Source organism: Fodinibius saliphilus, from assembly GCF_005869845.1.
Classification (GTDB): domain Bacteria; phylum Bacteroidota; class Rhodothermia; order Balneolales; family Balneolaceae; genus Fodinibius; species Fodinibius saliphilus.
The window spans coordinates 298,379-315,427 of record NZ_VAWF01000001.1 but is presented as its reverse complement, the minus strand read 5'-3'; the positions used below and the strand labels follow the sequence as shown (position 1 = coordinate 315,427).

The following is a 17,049-nucleotide window of genomic DNA, read 5'->3' as shown; positions in this document are numbered from 1 at the left end:
ATTATCAGTATATTATTTTTGATTAGTTAAACTTCTAGTAAATATACCCCCCTTTCGTAACTTGTTATATATTTTTGCGTAAACGTTGGTTTTATAGAGATTACTAGAAAATCAATAACATTTGATAACGAAACCCTCTGGTTATGTGGCTTAGAGCTCTTCTATTAAGTATTCTTGTGTGCTGTTTGGGATTTGTTAACAGTTATTCCAAGGAATATGAAATCCCTCATATCGAATCAGTAGTTACCATTAATTCTGACGGTACGGTGCAAATTACCGAACATCTTACTTATGAGTTTGATGGGGATTTTTCCTGGGCCGAATATGAACTTCCCAGAAGAGGCTTCACTGACATTACCGATATAAGGATATCAGAAAATGGGCACCATTATATCAATGAAAACTCAGGTGCTCCCGGATCCTTTAGTGTAGACAAAAATGATAAATCTATTATACTCAAATGGTTTTATGATGCTGAAGATGAACAACGTACATTCACCATTTCTTATACCCTAAAAGGAGCTTTAACTGTTGGACCAGAATGGGCACAATTCTTCTGGAATTTTCTCTCTGATGATCGAGATAAATCTACCGATCAGTTAATTGCCAAGATCCTGCTGCCCCAAAAAACTACTTTGGACTCCCTTTACGTTTGGAGCCGCGGACCTAAAGATCAATTAGTGTTACAAAAATCAACAGGTAGTTATAAGGCTACTGCAACCGATGTTGATGACAATGACTTTGCAAAAGTACGTACTGTTTTCCCTACAAAATTGTTAAACAACTCCCTTGTTGAGATTACTGATCAAGAGTTTACTTTGAGTCAGGCACAACAAGAAGAACAGAGATATCAACAGAAACTTATTAAACAAAGAAAACAAGATGCTTACCTTGATGCGCTGTGGGAAAAACTGATCTACCTATTCATTGTTTTAAGTATTGGAAGCTCGTATTACTTTTATAATAGGTATGGCAAAAGGCATTCAACCTCTCACCTCCCTTCTGCCGAAACAATCGTGATACCCGGACGTCTTCGTCCGGCTACTGTAGGATGGTTACTGCACGGGCGTAATATTTCCAGCAGTCTGCTTATGTCCACGGTTCTCGATTTGGCTCGCAGCGGGTATTTTAAGCTACAAGAAGAGGATCCGGAAGATGGTTTTTTATCGGATAACAAACCGACCTTTTCTATCTCAAGAACCGGTAAAACGCTTGATACAACAGTAAAAAAATGGGAAGAACAGCTTGTCAATTTTATTGAAGAGCGAATTCGAAAAGATGACAAGAGAAAATTACACACTATTTTCAAAGGAAGTAATTCGACTGTCTCTTCATGGTTTAACAATTGGGAAAAAAGCTTTAAAACGTACTGTACCAACAAAGGTTGGATTGACCAAGAAAGCTACACCGGCCTATACTGGAATTTATCTATCCAATCTTTATTGATGGGGCTGAGTGTTGCTGCTCTCATATTTACCGGTCCCGAAGCACTGGCAAGCCTTGTCATAACTTTTTTAGCCTTCATATTTTCTTTTGCGATTGTTCGTCGTACTCCAAAAGGAGAAGAGGTATATAAACGATGGAAGAACTATGAAAAGGGTCTTAAAAATGCGAAAGACCATAATATCTCATCAGAAAAATTGGACAAACATTTTATCTATGCCCTCGCCTTTGGCCTGCAAGAAAAACAGCTTAAACCTATTATCACTACTGATTCAGAGGTGGTTCCGGTCTTTGCCTGGATTGTTTTCAGTTCAAACTCAACTTCTGCAGCTGATGTAGCTAGCAGCTTTAGTGCGTTGAGTGCTACTGGGGGGACTGCCTTCCCCGGTGCAGCGGGTGGTGTAGGAGCTTCAACCAGTACTGCCGGTGGTGGTGCCTCAGCCAGTGCCGGTTAAAACGTAGCCTTAGAACTAACTTAATTCGTGTATAGCAAAGGACGGCGGGAAAGATTAGTTACAAGCATCTGCCAAGATATAACATGAAAGCCTCAATAATCCCACCCAATTAATTCTTCTATTTCCTCAACTGGCCGTGGGCTTCGTTGTTCTAAGGTACTGCTTAACAAACGCTTAAAGTAGCTAAGAGCAATATCATAACGCTCAGAAGAACTATCTCTTTTTTCTTGGATCAATAAAGCTACCTGTAAAAGAGTGATCAATTTCTTAAAAAGGGGTTTAGCTGTTGCTTCAATTTGATCCTTACTTTCCATCTCTTCTATAGATTTCCATACGTTTTTTATCTCTGACAGCTGATTACCCAATAGGTCTCCATACACCTTAGAGCTTTTAGCGGCCTCCTTGATGATCTCAAATACAATAGATAAACCCTCTGATTTACGTGCCGCCCGAAGCATATCCAACACAATAATGTTTCCCGACCCCTCCCATATCGGTAATACATTGACATCTCGCAATAATTTCGGCATTACGAAATCTTCAATATATCCATTCCCACCCATAAGCTCCATACACTCACGTACCGCATACACTGCATGCTCGGCCGACCACCACTTAGCCATCGGGGTTAGTATTCGTAAAAGATGTCGTGCCCTCATATTTCCATTTTCAGAAGCATCCATAGCTCGGATACCTTGCCAGACCAACAGAAAGTTAGCCAAATATTGCGAGCCCAACTCATAGAATTTCTCACGGATAAGTGAGTGTTCAATAGCCCGTTTCCCAAAGGTTTTACGATGATTAAGATATTGCCATACCTCAATCAGTGCTCGCCTATTAGCTGCCAACGCAGCAACAGAGTTGTAATTTCGAGATATATTGATCATCTGAGCCATAATCTTAAACCCTTGCCCCTCATCTCCCAACCGCGTCCCCACAGTATCCTGAAAACGGACCTCACCTGTGGCCATCGACCGTACCCCTAATTTATCTTTCAAGCGAATAATCTCCATAGGATTGGGATCTCCGTCAGCTAGCTTTTTTTCTACTAAAAATAATGACAGGCCTCTGGTGCCCGCTCTTATATCTCCGGTCCGTGCCAATGCCATAATTACATCTGCATTAACATTACTGCAAAACCACTTTTCTCCATTCAACAAATACTCTTTTCCATCAATCTGTTCGGCCTCCACTAAATTCGCCCCCACATCAGATCCCCCAGACTTTTCAGTTAGAAACATGGCACCGGTAAACAGGTTATGACCTTCACAAGCTCCTAATTTTCGAAGGAGTCGTTTTTGATCTTCTGAATCTGCATACTGTTCAATTAAATAAGCAGCTCCATCCGTCATACAATGGGGACAATATTGGCCTAGTTCACTCATCGCATACAGTTGCCCCAACGCAAACCCCAGGCTGTGTCGGCTTTCTTTAAAACGTCCTTCTGTTTGGGGATGATATTTCAAGTGAAACATCTCTGATTCTGCAGCAATATCCATTAACTTCCAATAGGCCGGATGGAATGTAACCTTATCAATATCATTGCCTAAGTTATCACGCTTTTTAAGCTTTGGTGATTGCTTGTCGGCAGCCATTGAAAGCTCATCCATTTTTCTTGAAGCTGCCTCTCCCAGGTTCAGCAAATTTGGACTAATATACCGACGGTCGCTTTCTGACAAGTATCTATGCAAATAGGAGTACAATATTTTATCGCTGGTATAAAAATTTTTACTCTTCCGATAATCGTCAGTGAGCACGCTATTCTTGGGAGGGGACATATGATAACTCCTCTTTTAAATTACTAACAGAATTTGTTACCAACTTGCTCAATTTCATTACAAAAGTACAGACTAAAACAATTGTAAGATGGTAGGGACAAAACCTCAGCGATTGGAGAATAGATAAATTTATGTTTTCGCAGAGATATACTCTCTTGTACGTTTTATAGATATTCGGGAAAAGGCTATCCTACAATTGAGATACTTGCCCGAAAACAGTGATAAAAAAACTTAGGCCGTTCAAAAAGTCCAATGAAGGTAAACACTCTTTAAATCACTAAGGCGTGATCAATCTCCCTAAACTTCTCTTCCCAAGTAGAACTTTATAGATGCTCATCCTATGCCCTTAATACCTACTTTCTTTTTGTAATCTTGCGTTCTTCCTTTGAAAATAGCCAGTCCGTCCACTGGGGAAAAGACTGGAAAATTCAGCTCTTACAACTTCTAACGCCTAAATTATTAATGTATCAAAATCATATTATGGCTTTTTAGAAAGCCTCGAGTTTCTTCATTTAAATAGGGCAATAATTATTTATCAGTTAGCGCTACAACACCCGGCAGATCTTTACCTTCCAGAAACATCAGGCTGGCTCCACCTCCCGTTGAAACGTGGGATACTTTATCTTCCAGACCGGCTTGCTTAATGGCAGCAGCAGAGTCACCTCCACCAATAATTGTAGTTGCTCCAATCTCTGTTGCTTCGGCCAGTGATTCTGCTACAGCGTTGGTGCCATCCGCAAAGTTTTCCATCTCAAATACGCCCATCGGCCCATTCCATACCACCGTTTGAGCATTCCTGATAATATTACCAAATGAAATAGCTGACTGCGGTCCAATATCAACGGCCATCCAACCTTCTTCGATACCATTCATACCCACAACTTTATGTTCAGCATCATTTTTAAACTCATCTGCAATCACAGAATCCATCGGCAACACAAACTTCACTCCTTTTTCTTTGGCTTTTTCTATAAGGTTACCAGCCAACTCTACCTTATCATCTTCAACCAGTGAATTACCGATAGGAAGATCTTTTGCCTTATAAAAGGTATAGGTCATACCGCCCCCAACAATAATAGTATCCACTTTATCAAGAAGATTCTCAATGACCCCTATCTTATCTGAGACTTTAGCTCCACCTAGAATAGCCACAAAGGGACGGTCCGGATTGTTGATAGAACCACTTAGATACTTAATCTCTTTTTCAAGCAAAAAACCTGATACCGCAGGCTGTAGATAACGTGTAACCCCTGCTACCGAAGAGTGAGCCCGATGACTGCTACCGAATGCATCATTACAGAATAGGTCTCCATGATCTGCCAATTTCTTACAGAAGTTTTCGTCATTCCCTTTTTCTCCGGGATGGAAACGCACATTCTCTAGCAATACTATTTCTCCATCAGTGACTTCATTAATAACTGAAATTGCTTTATCTCCGATACAACTTTCAGCAAAATACACTTCAGTATCCACCAATGTTTGCAGATGTTCGGCTACCGGTTTGAGGCTTAATGATTTATCAACCTCGCCCCCGGGCCGCCCCAAGTGACTCATAAGGATAAGCTTCCCTCCTTGTTCTATGACATACTCAATAGAGGGTAAGGCTTGCACAATACGATTATCATCTCCAATCTGTCCATCCTCTATAGGCACATTAAAATCCACGCGCATTAATACCTTTTGGCCTTCGATATCTACATCCTTAAGCGTCATCTTATCCATGAGTCAACAAAATTTTGCTCTATTTTTATAAATAATTTAAGTGGTGGAATTTACCAGCTTATTGTAATTCGTCCAAACCTCAGTTTCGAAACTAAACCAAAACCCCCTTACAGTTATACCCTATAAAACGATTTGTTTAGGCCTTTTTTTCTGTTCATTTTTAGATATCTTTGATTGATCAAATTTCGAATCCAAAAAAGAGATATGAAGACCGTTTATTTCGACCACGCTGCAACCACGCCGGTAGATGAGCGTGTACTTGAAGCGATGACCCCTTATTTTACGAACCAATATGGGAATGCGAATTCACCCCATCAGCTAGGCAATAACGCAAAAGTAGCTGTAGAAGATGCACGGGAAACCATTGCAGAAATAATCGGTGCAGAACCTGCTGAAATTATATTTACTAGCGGAGGAACAGAAAGTGATAATACCGCTATCAAAGGTGCTCTTAATGCCACCGCCGGGTCAGAGATCATCACCTCTCACCTTGAACACCATGCAGTGGTACATACGGCTGAAGCAACAAAAAGAGACGGAGGCAAGCCGATATATGTAGAATCTGACTCTAAGGGCTATATCGATCCTGCAAAAATAGAAGAAGCGATTAACGACGATACTGCTCTCGTTTCTTTGATGCATGTAAATAATGAGATTGGCACCATCAATCCAATTAAAGAAATTGGAGAAATTTGTAGTAACCACGACATCCCTTTTCATTCCGATACAGTACAAAGTGTTGGTAAAATTCCTGTGGATGTGGATGAACTGGGATTGGATTTCTTAAGCATAAGCGGTCACAAAATTTACGGGCCAAAAGGTATTGGCGTATTTTATATGCGTCATGCTACTCCTTGGTTGCCATGGATGCACGGCGGATCTCAAGAACGTCGTCGTCGTGGAGGCACCTTAAATGTTCCCGGCATTATTGGACTTGCAAAAGCTATGGAATTAGCCGTTAATGATATGAATGAACACAAGAAGCACTTCCAATCATTGCGTAAGCGTCTTATTGCAGGACTTGATGATATTTTTGGGAATAGATACCAAATAAATGGGGACAAAGAAAATGGCGTTCCTCATATTATCAATATTTCCTTCCTCGATCCCGAAGGTGAAGGGCTTGACGGGGAGATGCTGTTACTCAACCTCGATGTTGAAGGTATTTGTGTATCTAATGGCTCAGCCTGCACCTCAGGGGCAATGGAACCTTCACATGTACTCGATGGGATCGGTCTTGATAATAAAACAGCAAATTCAAGTATTCGCCTCAGTCTTGGCAAAGACAATACTGCAGATGAAATCGACTATTTTCTTGAAAAAATAGAGTTAGTCATTAACCGTATGATGTCAACTGCAGAAGCATGAGTTTAAAAAAGAGAGTGTGCATTTACTGTGGTTCTAAAACCGGTAACAACGGTTCTTTTACCACAAAGACGAAAAAATTGGGCCATATGCTAGCAGCCAACAATATTGGATTGGTATATGGAGGCGGATCGGTGGGCCTCATGAACGAAATTGCCAATGCAACCCTAAACCGAGGTGGACAGGTCCACGGTGTTATACCGCAGCACCTTTATGATATGGAAGTGGCTCACGAACAGCTAACTGCTCTCCATATTACCGACACTATGCATGAACGTAAAGCAATGATGGCAGAACTCTCGGATGCCTTTATTGCCTTACCCGGAGGCTTTGGTACCTTCGAAGAACTTATGGAAGCCATCACCTGGAAACAGCTGGGAATCCAGCACAAAACTGTTATTCTTTTTAATATTGAGGGCTACTACGATAAATTAATTAACTTTATTGATCACTCGGTCGATAATGGCTTTATAACCGAACAAAATAGAGCCTCATTAAAAATAGCTGAAAATGTCGACCAGTGTTTATCGCATTTGCCATTTTTCAACCCATAATGTATTCATTATGGCTATTCTTGGATCGCTTTTAACCATTGGATGTGGGTCACAGTCTCGAGATATCCCCAGTGATATACCACTGGCAGAAAACCCCCTACCAGACTGTCCGGGTTCACCTAACTGTATTCGTACTACTAAGGTTTTTGAGGTTCCTGCTGATAAACTTTTTTCTATTGCAATGGATTCCCTCTGTGAAATGAATCCCAAGAAACTGATCATTCCCCAAGAGAAGTATACCATCAAGAGTGTTTTCAAGGTTATGTTTTTCAATGATGATATGACGATAAAACTCACTCCAAGAGATTCAGCAACAACTTTGGTACACTTGCGCAGTGCCAGTCGGGTGGGACAAAGTGATTTGGGGGTAAACAGGCGAAGGGTGAATACATTTATTAAGAACCTCCAAAACCAGCTTGCAATTCCCAAAGACGAGATAACGAGTCACCTAAACAATGGCCAGTGAGTTAGCCCGGTTTAGCTCAGAGCTGGTTTTAATATCCCCAAAAGAGTACTTGCTATCACAAAAGTATATATTGCTAAAGATATACGATAAGTTTTTATCCACCGATCTTTGACCTCACGGAATAATCTATTTTTCTGGTTCAAGACCGTTTTCAAGGTCATACTTCTCTTAATATCGATAACCAGAAGAATCATAATAATGAAAAGGAACAATTGTTTTACAGCAAGCCAGGGATATAGCTGAATATCAAACCATCCCCATGGCGGTCCCAAATTGGGTGAACTCATTACAATACCCGAAATCAAAATGCTGATGAATGCAATACAATTGCCCGCATTTGATACCAACCGTTCAGAGCGTATCATATTCATTTTGGTAGGGATCTTCTCCTCAACTTTTATTTTGATGCCATAAACCAAACTCCCCACAGAAGTAATTAGCCAGATAACATAAGAAATGATATGCAACCAAAAGAAGAAGTGATACCACATAAACTATATAGTTTCAATCATGCACTAATCTGAAAAAATATCGTCAATGAGATGGCTATACTTATCTTCCACAATACGACGTTTAATCTTTAGTGTGGGGGTTAATTCCCCTGTTTCCACCGTAAATTCATTGCTAATCAAGCGAAAATCTCGAATCTTTTCATGGGAAGCAAGTTCCCGAGCCCTGCTGCGCGTTTCTTTACGATAGATGTTCTGGATCTCTTCTTTTTCCAGAAGTTCTTCCATAGAATCATATTCGATCCCCTCTTCTTCGGCATATTCTTCCAGCAGCTCAAAATCAGGAACAATCAGGGCTGCCATATATGGTTGTCTTTCCCCAACAACAACCAATTGGTCAATCCACTTGCTAGTTTTAAACATATCTTCAATAGGTCCCGGATAGATATTTTTACCTCCGGCATTCAAGATCATATGCTTAATACGATCAGTAATTTTAAGCTTCCCGTCTTCAAATTTGCCCACATCCCCCGTATGCAGATATCCCTCTTCATCGATCATCTCGCGGGTAGCTTCCTCTTTTTTCCAGTACCCTTTCATTACGTTGGGACCCTTGCAAAGAATTTCGCCCTGCTCAGAGCTGTGATTGGTAGGATAATCTTCTCCGCTTAGTTCTGCAATAACCTTACTGTCTTCTAGACGTTGTATAGCTACAGTCACCCCCGGCAGTACTTTTCCTACCGTTCCCATCTTTTCATCTCCATAGGTATTACAACACATTACGGGAGAAGTCTCGGTAAGTCCATATCCTTCAATAATATGGAGCCCGGCAGCCATAAAAAATTGGCCTATTTCGGCCTGTAGTGCTGCACCACCAGAGACAAAAAACCGAATACGTCCGCCGGTACGTTCTTTTAGCTTATCAAATACCAATTTGTCGGCCAACTTTTTTTGAACTGAAACAAAGCCCCGTTTACCATCGGCATACTTTTGACCAACATTCTGAGCCCACTCAAAAATCTTTTTCTTTATTACTGTGCCTTCTTCAATACTTTTGGACACCAGATTATAGATCTTTTCAAACAGTCGAGGCACACTTATAATGATGGTAGGATGTGCTTCCGTCATATTACTTGCAACAGTATCCACACTTTCAGAATAATATATTTCAGCCCCACCGGCCATCATTGCATAATAACCCGCTGTACGTTCAAAAGAATGACACAGGGGTAAAAATGAAAGGCAACGGTCATCCTCGTTAATACCTATACGTTGGTGTGCAGCTTTTATATTACTGACAATATTGCGATGTGTAAGCATCACTCCTTTTGGTTTACCGGTAGTACCTGAGGTATAAATAAGCGTTGCCAAATCTTCGGGAGTAATAGATTTACTGCGATCGTGGATTTCCTCTTCCAGCTTGGGAAAGGCTTTTAGCCCTTCGCTCATCACTTCATCATAAAGCTTTACATAGGGATCATCTAAATAACTCTCGATATTGGGAGTATCAAAAGCAATAACCTGGTTCAAATGTTCACAATTATCAAAAACCTGGCGGGCCTTTTTTAACTGAATACCGGTAGATACAAAGAATATTTTAGCCTCAGAATCTTGCAAAATATACTCACACTGATTAGCCGGTAACGAGGTATACAGTGATACATTTATCCCCCCGATAAGTTGCAGTGCCAAATCGACTACAGCCCACTCATAACGATTCTCACTCAATACTGCTACTCTATCACCAGCCTCAACACCGTGCCGCACAAGATAGGCCGCCATAGTTTGTACATCTTCCGAAACCTGTTCCCAATTTATAGTCTCGTAATCGGAATCGTTAGTTGGCTTACGGGCAAAAGCTGTTTTTTGTGTGCCCTCATATTTCTTCTTTAGGTTTAAAAATAATTCTGTCAACGTTTCGAAAGCTACAACTGTTGGCATAAGTCACCTATTTTACTTTTGATATAGCAAATACCCCTAATTATTTTGAAATCACTGTTCGAATATAACATTCTGAAAGGAAAATTCAGCACTATACTCAAAAGCAAATTCCGATCTTATTTTTTTAGGGATCCCAAATCCTTATATTAAAGAAAAAATTTTTCCTATATGGCGCATCCAGCAAAAGAAGAAACAATTGATCTAGTTAAAGAGATATTCAGCTCGTATCTCAAAGAACATAACCAACGACAAACGCCCGAGCGTTTTATGGTTCTTAAAGAGATCTATCAGGCTGACGGCCATTTCGATGCCGATGATATCTTTTTTAATATGAAAGACGGTGGCACTCGTGTATCTCGAGCTACTGTTTATAATACATTAGATCTGCTGGTTGAGTGTGGTTTGGTTCAACGCCATCAGTTTGGTAAAAATCAGTATTACTATGAACGAGCCTACGCGTACCAACAGCACGACCATATCATCTGTAAAGAATGTGGCGCTGTTATGGAATTTTGTGACCCCCGTATCCAAGAGATCAAGACGATGATGGAGAAGATGCACGACTTCAATATATCGGGGCACTCACTACACTTTTTTGGTGCTTGCAATGACATTGAAAATTGTAGCCGCAAAGAAGAAATCAAAAACAAAAAAGGATCAAGCGTCAAATAGCTCCCTTTTTCAGCTTTGGCAATGTGAATCTTGTATTATGATCCGTCTTGCCCAAACCGAGCATCTTAAAGCGATCAATAATATCTATAACCAAGCGGTTAAAGATGGATTGCGGACTGCTCACACCGACCCTCTTTCTATCGAAGAACGAAAACGTTGGTTTCGTAATCACTCTGCTACCCTTTTCCCTGTTTTTATTTACGAACTGGATAACGATGTTATAGGTTGGTTATCGATTTCGCCCTATCGATCTGACCGTCAGGCTCTGGATGACATCGTAGAAATGAGTTATTATGTTGATTACAACCATCACGGTGAAGGTATTGGCACACAGCTTATGGAGTATGGGCTGGACTTTTGCCGTTCGGCGCCCTATCGAATTGTAGTAGCAATTCTCATCGAGAGTAACAAAGCCAGCATAAAATTATTGGAAAAGTTCGACTTTGTTGAAGGAGGACGAATTCCTGATGCCATTCACTATCAAGGGCAATACCAAGACCATCTCTATTTGTATAAAAAACTCAACCCTGCCACCCAATAAAAAAGGGACCACAAATTACTTTGTGATCCCTACTAATAAAGCTAAGTAAAAAATGTGCTACTCTGCCAGATAGGTTGGTTGAAATCCAAATCCACATTGTAGGCGACTGTGTCCGTGACTCTGGGCATGCCAATCGTAATCGGATGGATAGCCCTGCTGTTCCCACCAAAATGGCATACGATCCTTGTTACGCAACCCAATCTCGTTCATGGTCGCAGCATCGTACAGACGGCCATTTACCATGGTGAGTGTCACATGCTCAGTAGCTCGGATATCCTCCAGAGGATTTCCATCAATCACAATAAGATCGGCAAGTTTCCCTTCTTCAACAGAGCCCAACTCATGATCCATACCCAAGTATTGTGCCCCGTTAATAGTAGCTACCTGTAGAGCTTCCATATTTGTCATATCTCCCTGGTGCATCATCCAAAGCTCCCAATGGGCTCCAAGTCCCTGAAGCTGTCCGTGTGCCCCAAGATTTACATTTACGCCGTTACGGAGGAAATTCTTGGCCATCTCGGCACTTTTAATATGCCCTGCTTCATACTCTTCTTGTGGAATCATCTTGCGATGACGCGACCGTGCATCTACTACACCACGAGGTGTAAAACTCAACAGACGGTCTTTCTCCCACACTTTTGTATTCTGATACCAGTAATATTCACCGGTAACACTTCCATAGTTTACAACCAGCGTAGGTGTATAACCGGTGTTACTTTCACTCCAAAAACGATGCACATCTTTATAAACAGGGAAAATAGGAATATTATGCTCAATACCTGTATGCCCATCCATAATCATACTCATATTGTGTGTAAAGGTCGATCCTCCCTCTGGCATAACCATGACTTCGAGTTCACGTGCTGCTTTTATAACCTGCTGACGCTGGTTTCGACGGGGCTGGTTATAACTCTTCACAGAGAAAGCACCATACGCTTTAGTACGCTCAATAGCAGATTTCGCATCTTCATAACTGTTGATGGGGGCTTTGAATTCGGCATCTGCCCCATACAAAATATGTCCGGTTGAAAAGATGCGTGGACCTACCATATTACCTGCTTTAATTGCTTCAGCCTGAGAAAAGATCATATCTGTATTTGAGGATGGATCATGAGCAGTTGTAACACCATAGGCCAAATTCGCAAAGTATTCCCACTGTTGCTGCGGACTTAGCCCCTGCCGGAAATTACCAATATGAGCATGTACATCTACAATACCCGGCATCACTGTTTTTCCTTTTACATCAATGACCTTAGCATCTGATGAGATATCAATTTCACTGCTTTTGCCAACGGTTTCAATACGGTTACCAGCTACGATCACCGTTCCATTTTTGATTACACTACGATCTTTATCCATCGTAATCACCCGTGCATTGGTAAATGCTAAAACCCCCTCCGGCTTATCCAGGGGAATTTCCAGATCAATATCCAGCCCGTCTTTATAATCCAAAGGTAACTCTGTGTCTGAATTCCCATCCAAAAACGCAAAGGTATCCTGTACCTCTACAGAAAAGTACTCCTGTCCAAGAGTCCAGTGTAACTTTTGTCCATCTGCAGACCAGTGCAGATTCATCCCTGCATCCTCAGCCACATGTGCCACTGGAATAGCTTTTGTATCGGGACCCAACTTAATATCAGTTCCGGCCTTGGGCATCGGGGCAACATACACTTTAAATAGATGATTGAAAGCTATCCATTTATTATCCGGGCTCGGCACAAAGTTGTTGGAATACTTCGATGTGAAATGGACACGCTTATCGTTACCTGTGAGATCTACACTTTCGTAAGAATTATCAAGGTATCCGCCGCCTAGATAAAAGACACGCTCACCGTTAGAACTATAAACAGCATCCGAACCACCTTCAAACAGCAGTTCTCCTTCTCCCCCGTCTGCAGACATAGTATATACGCCCGGGTTCGTGGTATACGCGAATCCCTGGTGATTATTTCCGCTTTCACGTCTATAAATAAGCGTACTGCCATCCGGCGAATAGGATGGGTTTCGGAAGATACCTTTACGAGTCGTCAATTGCTCCGGCTTGGCATCATTATCTTTCCAGTTTAGTGTCTTGATAGCTCCAAGCTTGGTATCACTCCAAGTTACATATACAAGTTTATTGCCATCGGGAGAAAAAGCAGGATCAAACTCAAAATTCTGCTCGGCGGTCAAACGTTCCGGTGTTCCCTTCGGCAGCTCTTTCTTCCATAAATATCCGGCAGCATTAAAAATAAGGTATTCCCCATCAGGAGAAGTTACCGCATGACGAATGGCTTTGGCCTTAAATTCTTCAGGTGCAGGGTTCTGCTTAAAGGTAACTGCCTCATAAATTTCTTGCTTGATATCTGCCTCAAATGGGATTACTTCTGATTCCCGACTCTCCACATCTATTTTTCGGATCTTCCCGTGTGACCAGAAAACCAGCTTTTTGCTGTCGGGCGTCCAATCGATATTCGTATAAGGACCAAAAATAGCCCATGCTTCCTGCTGATCTCTACTCAAATCGTCATAAATCGGTTGCTCAATACCCGACTCCATATCTCGGATATACAGTACACTCTTCGTTCGAACCCGCTTAATAAAAGCCAATTTAGAACCGTCCGGTGAAATAGTCGGGCTAATAGCACCTCCCGGCCCTCCTGTAACACGATCGACCTCACCAGTCTCGCGATCATAGCGTTTAATCACATAAATCTGGCTGTTGGGATCTTTGTTATACTGAAAGTATCCACCGGGATACACACTTTGACTGTAATAGACATAACGTCCGTCAGGCGAAAGGTACGGCTGCCCTAAATCTTGCTGGTCATTAGCTTTCTCTACTAACTGAATACCAGCCCCACCGGACTTATGATACATCCAGAGCTCTCCTGCTCCCAACGATCTTGTTGACGTGTAGTGTTTACGCGCAATCAGGTAATCACCGTCAGACGTCCAAACCGCATTGTTCAATAATCGAAAACTTTCATCAGTCACTTGGTGAGCATCTGAGCCATCCTTATCCATTACCCAAATATTGTCTCCTCCGCCAGCATCACTGGTAAAAGAGATCTTACTACCATCGGGACTAAAGCGTGGCTGAAGTTCATAAGCCAAGTTTTCGCGTAAAACCTTGGCTTCACCACCATCAATAGACATGATGTAGATATCACCTAACATATCAAAAACAATCTGCTCGCCATCCGGACTTACATCGATATTCATCCAAGTACCTTCAGTGGTAGAAAATTCAATCTCCGTATGGGCCCCACCGGGATCATTGACGTCCCAGCCTTTCTCCTCATCTTGCGCATAGGCCGATGAGATTAACAAAAAAACAAACAGTGGTGATAAAAGTTTTCTCATAACTCATTTTTCATGATTCAAAATTATTTGCTCTAAAGTATGAAAAATAAGTTCCATACTGAGATAGTTTTTGAAATTTAAACTGAAAAGATTGAACTTTTCTTTGCCATTCAGTGTCCACCTATTATCTTTGGCTATAATTTCTAAAGTTGAAATATTGCTGTCCCCTATGAAACGTTGTGCATTTCTGTCGATGGATAATCTCGACGACTTTGAGGTCTATGATGAACTACTATATGAACCATTACAAAATAGAGGGTGGAAGGTAGATGAGATTTCTTGGCGGAATAAAAGTGTCGATTGGGACCAATACGAGGCGGTTATAATCCGCAGTCCCTGGGACTACCAAGAAGCTCCCAATGCCTTTATTGAGGTATTAGAAGAGATTGAATCTTCGACTGCTATTCTGGAGAATAGTCTAGATATAGTAAAATGGAATATTAATAAACGATATCTCAGAGATCTTGAAAATGATGGAATTGAGATCGTACCCACTTTGTGGCAAGATGAATTTCATGAGGATCAACTCCCCTCTTTCTTTGATGAGCTAGATTCTGATGAGATCGTTATCAAACCCACCATCAGTGCAGGGGCTGATAACACTTTTTGGGTGAAGGAAACAAATCAACAGGAATATATAAATATACTGACCTCCGTTTTTAAAGATCAACCCTTCCTAGTTCAGCCCTTTATGCAAAATATCGTCAATGAAGGGGAATTTTCAGTCTTCTTTTTTGGAGATACTTATAGCCATACCATCCTCAAAACTCCAAAAGTCAATGACTTTCGCGTGCAAGAAGAACATGGAGGACGTTTGAAAAAAGTTAAACCAGAAAAACAGCTGCTTTCGATTGCTCGCGAATCGCTTGCCAACATTACGCCCCTTCCTTTGTATACACGAGCAGATTATGTGCGCACAGATGATAATAGCTTTGCCCTAATGGAGTTGGAACTCATTGAACCCTCCCTCTACTTTAATATGGATTCTGAATCTCCTGAACGGTTTGCAGAAGTTTTTAACAACCGGATGGAAAAACGATTGGCCAGTATCTCATAGACTTTATGTATTGGAGTAGGAATATTGATCTCGGAAGTAGAACAAAGCATTGCAAGCAGTTACAATATACTAGTCAAATTTATGATTCCTGAAACTTAAGTAAAGACGTCCTTAATTTTGTTAAAGAACCCTTTACCATTATCTTCCTTGTTTTCGGCATCAAAATGCTCTGTTCCTTCAAGTGCTTCAACATGTTTAAGTTCCTCATCCGTAAGGTTTTTAGGGATATAAACATTTATGCGCACATATTGATCCCCAACACCTGACCGGTTCAGCCCGTGTATACCCTTACCACTCATTCGAAGCAGCTTTCCAGGTTGTATGCCTTCCTCAATATTTAATTTAGCTTTTCCTTTAAGTGTAGGCACCTCTACCTCTGTACCTAAGATAGCATCTGGTACACTTAACACAAGGTCATAATAGATATCATTACCATCACGTTCAAAATGCTCATGTTCTTTCTCTTCAATAAGTACCACAAGCGCACCGGCTTCTCCCCCACGCTTACCGGCATTTCCCTTACCTCTCAGGGTAATATAATTACCTTTAGAAACACCTGAAGGAACTTTCACCTTCACTGTTTCCTTACCTCTGTAGCGTCCTTCACCATTACATTTGGAACATTTGTTGCGAATAATACGACCATCCCCATTACAATCCGGACACGGCTGTACATTCACCATCTGTCCCAGCATGGTTTTACGCACTTGTCGTACTTCCCCCATTCCATTACAAGTACCGCAAGTCTCAAAATCCTCTTCTGTTTCGGCACCGGTACCATTACATTCATCACATTTAACCTGCTTCTTAACCTTTAACTTTTTCTCGGTACCAAATGCGATCTCTTCCAGTGAAAGCTCGATACGCAGCTTCATATCAGAACCGGGTTGCCCAGTTGAACGGCGCCCGCGTGAGCGACCTCCTCCTCCGAATTCGCCGCCAAAGATATCACTAAATCTGCTAAAGATATCTTCAAAGCCGATATCCTCAAATCCGGCACCGCGACCGCCAAATCCATTACTACCATTTACACCACGATGACCAAACTGGTCGTAGCGCTGGCGTTTTTCAGAATCACCAAGAACTTCATAGGCTTCAGAAGCCTCTTTAAATTTCTTCTCAGCATTGGGGTCATCCGAATTTCTATCCGGATGGAACTTCATAGCCTTCTTACGATAGGCTTTTTTAATTTCACTTTCTGAGGCATCTTTGCTGACACCAAGTACTTCGTAGTAGTCTCGTTTAGACATGTATTAAGTGT

Annotated in this window: 13 protein-coding genes; 7 read left to right on the top strand and 6 right to left on the bottom strand. The window is 41.4% G+C overall.

Going from position 1 to position 17,049, the window contains the following annotated elements; genetic code table 11:
* Positions 1 to 143 precede the first annotated feature (143 nt).
* Positions 144 to 1,898 carry a DUF2207 domain-containing protein gene (locus FCN14_RS01315; RefSeq protein WP_138429285.1) on the top strand — a complete coding sequence of 585 codons (1,755 nt, stop codon included), beginning with the start codon at positions 144 to 146 and terminating at the stop codon, positions 1,896 to 1,898.
* 92 nt (positions 1,899 to 1,990) lie between these two features.
* Here FCN14_RS01315 and FCN14_RS01310 read toward each other — a convergent pair whose 3' ends face one another.
* Together FCN14_RS01310 and FCN14_RS01305 are read right to left on the bottom strand one after the other, a co-directional pair.
* Positions 1,991 to 3,676, bottom strand: coding sequence for an acyl-CoA dehydrogenase family protein (locus FCN14_RS01310; protein WP_138429284.1), 1,686 nt, complete (start codon positions 3,674 to 3,676; stop codon positions 1,991 to 1,993).
* 528 nt (positions 3,677 to 4,204) lie between these two features.
* A complete protein-coding gene (locus tag FCN14_RS01305; RefSeq protein ID WP_138429283.1) occupies positions 4,205 to 5,398 on the bottom strand; it encodes a phosphoglycerate kinase in 1,194 nt (397 codons plus the stop codon).
* Between the two features lie 204 nt (positions 5,399 to 5,602).
* Here FCN14_RS01305 and FCN14_RS01300 point away from each other — a divergent pair, with 204 nt between their 5' ends.
* From FCN14_RS01300 to FCN14_RS01290, 3 genes are read left to right on the top strand one after another with little or no spacing between them, the layout of a single operon-like run.
* Complete coding sequence (locus tag FCN14_RS01300; RefSeq protein WP_138429282.1) at positions 5,603 to 6,766, top strand: cysteine desulfurase family protein; 1,164 nt, start codon at positions 5,603 to 5,605, stop codon at positions 6,764 to 6,766.
* The gene (locus tag FCN14_RS01295; RefSeq protein WP_138429281.1) at positions 6,763 to 7,317 is read left to right on the top strand and encodes an LOG family protein; all 555 of its coding nucleotides are present in this window, start codon (positions 6,763 to 6,765) and stop codon (positions 7,315 to 7,317) included. The genes FCN14_RS01300 and FCN14_RS01295 overlap by 4 nt, the downstream gene beginning before the upstream one ends.
* 10 nt (positions 7,318 to 7,327) lie before the next feature.
* On the top strand, positions 7,328 to 7,783 hold the full coding sequence (locus FCN14_RS01290; RefSeq protein ID WP_171032766.1) for a DUF1499 domain-containing protein: 456 nt from the start codon (positions 7,328 to 7,330) through the stop codon (positions 7,781 to 7,783).
* Positions 7,784 to 7,794: 11 nt separating this feature from the next.
* Here FCN14_RS01290 and FCN14_RS01285 read toward each other — a convergent pair whose 3' ends face one another.
* Positions 7,795 to 8,274, bottom strand: a complete 480-nt coding sequence (locus FCN14_RS01285) for a hypothetical protein (protein WP_138429279.1) — start codon at positions 8,272 to 8,274, stop codon at positions 7,795 to 7,797.
* Between the two features lie 24 nt (positions 8,275 to 8,298).
* Entirely contained in the window at positions 8,299 to 10,173 is a 1,875-nt protein-coding gene (locus tag FCN14_RS01280) for an AMP-dependent synthetase/ligase (protein ID WP_138429278.1), read from the bottom strand.
* Between the two features lie 168 nt (positions 10,174 to 10,341).
* Here FCN14_RS01280 and FCN14_RS01275 point away from each other — a divergent pair, with 168 nt between their 5' ends.
* Together FCN14_RS01275 and FCN14_RS01270 are read left to right on the top strand one after the other, a co-directional pair.
* Complete coding sequence (locus FCN14_RS01275; RefSeq protein ID WP_138429277.1) at positions 10,342 to 10,845, top strand: Fur family transcriptional regulator; 504 nt, start codon at positions 10,342 to 10,344, stop codon at positions 10,843 to 10,845.
* Between the two features lie 37 nt (positions 10,846 to 10,882).
* A complete protein-coding gene (locus tag FCN14_RS01270; protein WP_212747542.1) occupies positions 10,883 to 11,386 on the top strand; it encodes a GNAT family N-acetyltransferase in 504 nt (167 codons plus the stop codon).
* 57 nt (positions 11,387 to 11,443) lie between these two features.
* On the opposite strand, the gene FCN14_RS01265 is transcribed toward FCN14_RS01270, so the two are convergent.
* Positions 11,444 to 14,731, bottom strand: a complete 3,288-nt coding sequence (locus tag FCN14_RS01265) for an amidohydrolase family protein (protein ID WP_138429275.1) — start codon at positions 14,729 to 14,731, stop codon at positions 11,444 to 11,446.
* A 169-nt stretch (positions 14,732 to 14,900) separates the two neighbouring features.
* On the opposite strand from FCN14_RS01265, the gene FCN14_RS01260 reads away from it, so the two are divergent.
* Positions 14,901 to 15,788 carry an ATP-grasp domain-containing protein gene (locus tag FCN14_RS01260; protein WP_138429274.1) on the top strand — a complete coding sequence of 296 codons (888 nt, stop codon included), beginning with the start codon at positions 14,901 to 14,903 and terminating at the stop codon, positions 15,786 to 15,788.
* Between the two features lie 95 nt (positions 15,789 to 15,883).
* Here FCN14_RS01260 and dnaJ read toward each other — a convergent pair whose 3' ends face one another.
* Positions 15,884 to 17,038: a molecular chaperone DnaJ gene (dnaJ, locus tag FCN14_RS01255; RefSeq protein WP_138429273.1), complete on the bottom strand. Its 1,155-nt coding sequence runs from the start codon at positions 17,036 to 17,038 to the stop codon at positions 15,884 to 15,886.
* Between the last annotated feature and the right edge of the window lie 11 nt (positions 17,039 to 17,049).

Coding starts and splice junctions, on each gene's coding strand:
- FCN14_RS01285 (WP_138429279.1), bottom strand. CDS start 8,274: ATGTGGTATCACTTCTTCTTTTGGTTGCATATCATTTCTTATGTTATC.
- FCN14_RS01315 (WP_138429285.1), top strand. CDS start 144: ATGTGGCTTAGAGCTCTTCTATTAAGTATTCTTGTGTGCTGTTTGGGA.
- FCN14_RS01275 (WP_138429277.1), top strand. CDS start 10,342: ATGGCGCATCCAGCAAAAGAAGAAACAATTGATCTAGTTAAAGAGATA.
- FCN14_RS01305 (WP_138429283.1), bottom strand. CDS start 5,398: ATGGATAAGATGACGCTTAAGGATGTAGATATCGAAGGCCAAAAGGTA.
- FCN14_RS01265 (WP_138429275.1), bottom strand. CDS start 14,731: ATGAGAAAACTTTTATCACCACTGTTTGTTTTTTTGTTAATCTCATCG.
- FCN14_RS01260 (WP_138429274.1), top strand. CDS start 14,901: ATGAAACGTTGTGCATTTCTGTCGATGGATAATCTCGACGACTTTGAG.
- FCN14_RS01290 (WP_171032766.1), top strand. CDS start 7,328: ATGGCTATTCTTGGATCGCTTTTAACCATTGGATGTGGGTCACAGTCT.
- FCN14_RS01310 (WP_138429284.1), bottom strand. CDS start 3,676: ATGTCCCCTCCCAAGAATAGCGTGCTCACTGACGATTATCGGAAGAGT.
- FCN14_RS01280 (WP_138429278.1), bottom strand. CDS start 10,173: ATGCCAACAGTTGTAGCTTTCGAAACGTTGACAGAATTATTTTTAAAC.
- FCN14_RS01270 (WP_212747542.1), top strand. CDS start 10,883: ATGATCCGTCTTGCCCAAACCGAGCATCTTAAAGCGATCAATAATATC.
- dnaJ (WP_138429273.1), bottom strand. CDS start 17,038: ATGTCTAAACGAGACTACTACGAAGTACTTGGTGTCAGCAAAGATGCC.
- FCN14_RS01295 (WP_138429281.1), top strand. CDS start 6,763: ATGAGTTTAAAAAAGAGAGTGTGCATTTACTGTGGTTCTAAAACCGGT.
- FCN14_RS01300 (WP_138429282.1), top strand. CDS start 5,603: ATGAAGACCGTTTATTTCGACCACGCTGCAACCACGCCGGTAGATGAG.